The following is a 4,039-nucleotide window of genomic DNA, read 5'->3' on the forward strand; positions in this document are numbered from 1 at the left end:
CTTTTAAATTATTCAGCATACTGTGTTTGATATCTCGAAAGTTTCGGCGTCTCCGGCCAAATTTGACGTCAAGCAGCTTGAGCACATCAACCGCGAACACATCAAAAGAGCAAGCGACGAGCGACTAGCCGCGCTAATGGGTATAAAGCCCGAATTTGCCGCTATAGCTAGATTTTACACGCAAGAAAGCAGCCTACTAACCGAGATAAAAGCCAAGGTTGATGCGATTTTTGCAACCAAATTTATACCGGATGAGTTTAAGGCGGGTTGCGAGGCGATAAAGGTCACGACTGAGCAGTTAAATTTGAGCGAATTTGATGAATTTAACGAGCTAAAAAAAGCCCTCATGGATGCCACGGGGCTAAAGGGCAAAGGCTTTTTTATGCCGCTTAGGATTTTGCTCACGGGCGCCGAACACGGCCCCGAGCTTAGCGAGCTATATCCGCTCATCAAACCGTATCTAAAGGAAATTTTACGATGATATTTTCGGTATTTTTAGAAGCAGTCGGCAGTATCTTGCATATCGTTATCAGCGCCTACACGTGGATCATCATAGGCGCAGCGATCATAAGCTGGGTGCGCCCCGATCCCTATAATCCTATCGTGCAGTTGCTTTACCGCCTCACCGAGCCCGTCTATGCCGCCATCCGCCGCGTGATACCGACGGTTTTTGGCGGTATAGATATAGCGCCTATTATCGTGCTTTTGTCGCTTCAGTTTATAGATAGATTTTTCGTAAGGCTTATGTTTGCGTACGCTGCTTAAATTTATCCTGCCCGCGATTTTTGCGACGGCGGCGTTTGGCGGAGTTAAGAGCTTTGAGGAGATAAAAGACGAGCCTAAGGGGCTTGCTAAGGATTACTACTTTTACCGCCTTTTAACCGAAGGCGACTACACCAAGGAGCAGGCGCAGATTTTAAACAAAGACGTCTTTCGCCGAGCGGGCGTACTAGCAAAGAAACTGGCTGAGATTTTGCCGCCCAAAAAAGTAAAAAGCGAGTGCGACGGCGTAAGCGCAAAAAATATCCTAGACGCAAACGTAACCTGCCAAAAACAGCACCTCAGAGTGCCTTTTATGATGAAGCTAAAAAAGGAGACGAGGCAAAAGCTGGCGGATAAATTTAAAGACTCCGATCCGCTTCTTTATCGCCGCTTGAGCTCGCTAAACGAGAAGCACCCCGAGGACGAATTTGCCAAATTTAACGATACGGACGCGTTTTTGGTTTATTTTAACCAGTCTTCGCAAAAGGATAAATTCGACAAGATATTTGACGTAAATTTTATAAATTTACTCGCGGCTAAAAAGGAGTTTCATACTCTAGCAAACGATTTGATAATCGATAAAAAATACGCTAAATTTAGGCAAAATTTTCTCGCGATAAAAGAAACCGAGCTTGCCGGCAAGGACGCCTTTATGCTCGGCGTTAATGCGGTTTTGTTAAATTCTCCAAAAGATGCGGCTAGATTTTTTACTAGAGCGCAGGCAGCCTTTGAGAGGCAAGACCGCAAGGATAACGCAGTATTTTGGCTATATCTGCTAAGTCGTGACAGAAGCTATCTTGAGAAGCTAAATCAAAGCCACGACGTAAATATCTATACTCTCTACGCAAACGAGCTAACCGGTAGTCCCGCCGTAAATATCGTTTCGCCGACGCCTACAAAAGAAAAGGTGGCGGACTACGACATAAAAGATCCGTTTTTGTGGCAAAAGACTTTTAAAATGATAAAAGAGATGAGCGCGCAGGACGCCGCAAAGCACTCCGAGACTTTTAACACCAAAGAGACGCTGGGTCACTACGCATACTTGATGGAAAAAGCAAGCGGCTACAAGGATAGTTACTTCGTCATGCCGTTTGTTGATGAGCTAGAGGACGTAAACGAGACTAGAAAAGCGCTTCTTTACGCGATCGGCAGACAAGAGAGCCGCTTTATCCCAGCCGTCATCTCGACCTCTTATGCGCTTGGTATGATGCAATTTATGCCGTTTTTGGCTAACCATATCGGCAAAAAAGAGCTACAAATCCCAAATTTCGACCAAGACGATATGTTTGACCCGCGTCTTGCGTTAAAATTTGCGGATCATCATCTAAATTATTTGGAGAAATACCTCTATCATCCGCTATTCGTCGCTTACGCATATAACGGCGGTATAGGCTTTACTAAGAAAATGCTTCAGCGAGGCGACCTTTTTAACGAAGGCGAGTATGAGCCGTTTTTATCCATGGAGCTCGTACCCTTTGCCGAGAGTCGCGACTACGGCAAAAAGGTACTCGCAAACTACGTTATTTACCTAAGGCTTCTCCGTTCCAGTACATCGATTTCGACACTTTTTGAAAGCTTAAAGACGCCTTCTTTGACGGATAAATTTCGAAATCAAGATTGATTTTGTCGTTTGAGACTTCCGGGGTGCTGACTTCAAAGTATTGAGCCCACGGAACCTCAAAGCTAATTTTTTGCAAAAGCGGATCGTTTGCGGCTAGGCGTCTAACCATGATGCCTCGCTGCGAGCCGTTTGCCGTGAAGCTCTCCTCTAAAATTTTAGCTTCTTTGGGGTGTACGGCCACGACGAATTTCTCTCTTTTTTGTTCATCGATCAGCTCGTTATAGATCGGATTTAGATAGGTCGCGACGATTAGGATATTCGTCTTGGCATCTATGATCTCAGACTTGCTAGTGTAGGCTAAAAGCTCGTTTTTTAGCGGTTCGTGGATATATTTTTTATCCGCGCAACCGACTAACGCCAAAATAAAACTTAAGAAAAATACGCTCTTTTTCATTTTAAAACCTCTTTAAATTTGGCGCTATTTTAGATAAATTTTGCTTTTAAAAAGCCTAAATTTGCTATAATCCGCATAAATTTCAAAAATTCGGAGAAAAATGAAAAAAGCGGCGATGGCGTTTTCAGGGCCTTCAAATAGCGGTAAAACTACGCTTATTTTAAAGGTTGCTAAAAAATTTATCGATGACGGACTAAAAGTCGTGATCATCAAGCACGACCCGGGCGACAAGGCGAGATTTGACGTCGAGGGCAAGGATAGCTATAAATTTAGCCAAATAGGCGCCGAGGTAGCGGTCATGAGTCCGACGCGCACGACCTTTTTCTCGCAAGAGAGCAAGAGCGTGGAGGACGTCGTAGCGATGGTGGGTGAGTTTGACCTTCTGCTAGTAGAGGGGCTAAAGACCCTACCGCTGCCGCGCATTAGCGTATTTAAGGACGAGATAAACGAGGATTATCTTAGCTTTTCAAACGCGATCGCAAGCTACAAAAGAGACTACGAGATCGATAAGCCAAACTTCGATCTAGACGATACGCAGGCTATCTGCGAGTGGATACTAAAAAACGCAAAGGTTTTAAAATGAACGAAATTTTCGAAACGATTAAAAAAATCGCCGTAAAAATCGGCGAAGAGATAAAGTACGCCGATCTGGGCTACACTGATCACGCCAACGCCACGGGTGATACGCAGCTAAAGCTAGACGTGAGAAGCGACGAGATAATCACGGCCGAGTTTGCAAATTTAGCCTGCGTAAAAGCGCTCGTTAGCGAAGAAAAAGAGGATATGCTGGCGCTAAACGAGAGCGCTAAATTTATCGTTGCCTACGATCCGCTAGACGGCTCTAGCCTGGTGGATGTAAATTTTTCCATCGGCTCGATTTTTGGCATTTACGAAAATGAGCTAACGCCGCAAAATCTAAAAGCCGCCGCCTACGTCGTTTACGGCCCGCGCCTCGAGCTCGTGCTTTGCGAGGGTGATACAGCTCCCGCGCTCTACCGCCTGGGTAGGGATGGCGAGTTTAAATTTATCAAAAATCTAGCGCTTGCGCAAAAAGGCAAGCTAAACGCCACCGGCGCGACGCAAAAGGGCTGGAGCGAAACTCACGCTAAATTTATCCGCGAGCTGTTTTTGCAGGGGTACCGTCTCAGATACTCAGGCGCCATGGTGAGCGACCTGCATCAAATTTTACTAAAAGGCGGCGGTCTTTTTAGCTACCCAGCAACGAGCGATCATCCAAATGGCAAGCTAAGGGTTGTCTTTGA

The 4,039-nt window shown here is 45.5% G+C and carries 6 protein-coding genes; 5 read left to right on the top strand and 1 reads right to left on the bottom strand.

From position 1 onward, the window contains the following. Positions 1-22: 22 nt before the first annotated feature. The 3 genes from Q0200_RS09600 to Q0200_RS09610 are packed head-to-tail and all read left to right on the top strand — an operon-like array spanning position 23 to position 2,383. Positions 23-481: a hypothetical protein gene (locus Q0200_RS09600; RefSeq protein ID WP_297940705.1), complete on the top strand. Its 459-nt coding sequence runs from the start codon at positions 23-25 to the stop codon at positions 479-481. After that, positions 478-765: a YggT family protein gene (locus Q0200_RS09605; RefSeq protein WP_297940707.1), complete on the top strand. Its 288-nt coding sequence runs from the start codon at positions 478-480 to the stop codon at positions 763-765. Before Q0200_RS09600 ends, Q0200_RS09605 begins: the two co-directional genes overlap by 4 nt. Further along, positions 749-2,383 carry a lytic transglycosylase domain-containing protein gene (locus tag Q0200_RS09610; protein ID WP_297940710.1) on the top strand — a complete coding sequence of 545 codons (1,635 nt, stop codon included), beginning with the start codon at positions 749-751 and terminating at the stop codon, positions 2,381-2,383. Before Q0200_RS09605 ends, Q0200_RS09610 begins: the two co-directional genes overlap by 17 nt. On the opposite strand, the gene Q0200_RS09615 is transcribed toward Q0200_RS09610, so the two are convergent. Further along, complete coding sequence (locus Q0200_RS09615) at positions 2,283-2,777, bottom strand: hypothetical protein (protein WP_297940712.1); 495 nt, start codon at positions 2,775-2,777, stop codon at positions 2,283-2,285. The two genes, Q0200_RS09610 and Q0200_RS09615, sit on opposite strands and share 101 nt — an antisense overlap. A 100-nt stretch (positions 2,778-2,877) precedes the next feature. On the opposite strand from Q0200_RS09615, the gene mobB reads away from it, so the two are divergent. Next, positions 2,878-3,360 (top strand): molybdopterin-guanine dinucleotide biosynthesis protein B, encoded by a 483-nt coding sequence (mobB, locus tag Q0200_RS09620; protein WP_297940714.1) that lies wholly within the window; start codon positions 2,878-2,880, stop codon positions 3,358-3,360. Then, positions 3,357-4,039: class 1 fructose-bisphosphatase (locus tag Q0200_RS09625; protein WP_297940716.1), on the top strand; the 683-nt coding region annotated here is incomplete at its 3' end. The genes mobB and Q0200_RS09625, both read left to right, overlap by 4 nt.

Origin of the sequence: uncultured Campylobacter sp., assembly GCF_938045225.1 — a bacterium.
Classification (GTDB): Bacteria; Campylobacterota; Campylobacteria; order Campylobacterales; family Campylobacteraceae; genus Campylobacter_A.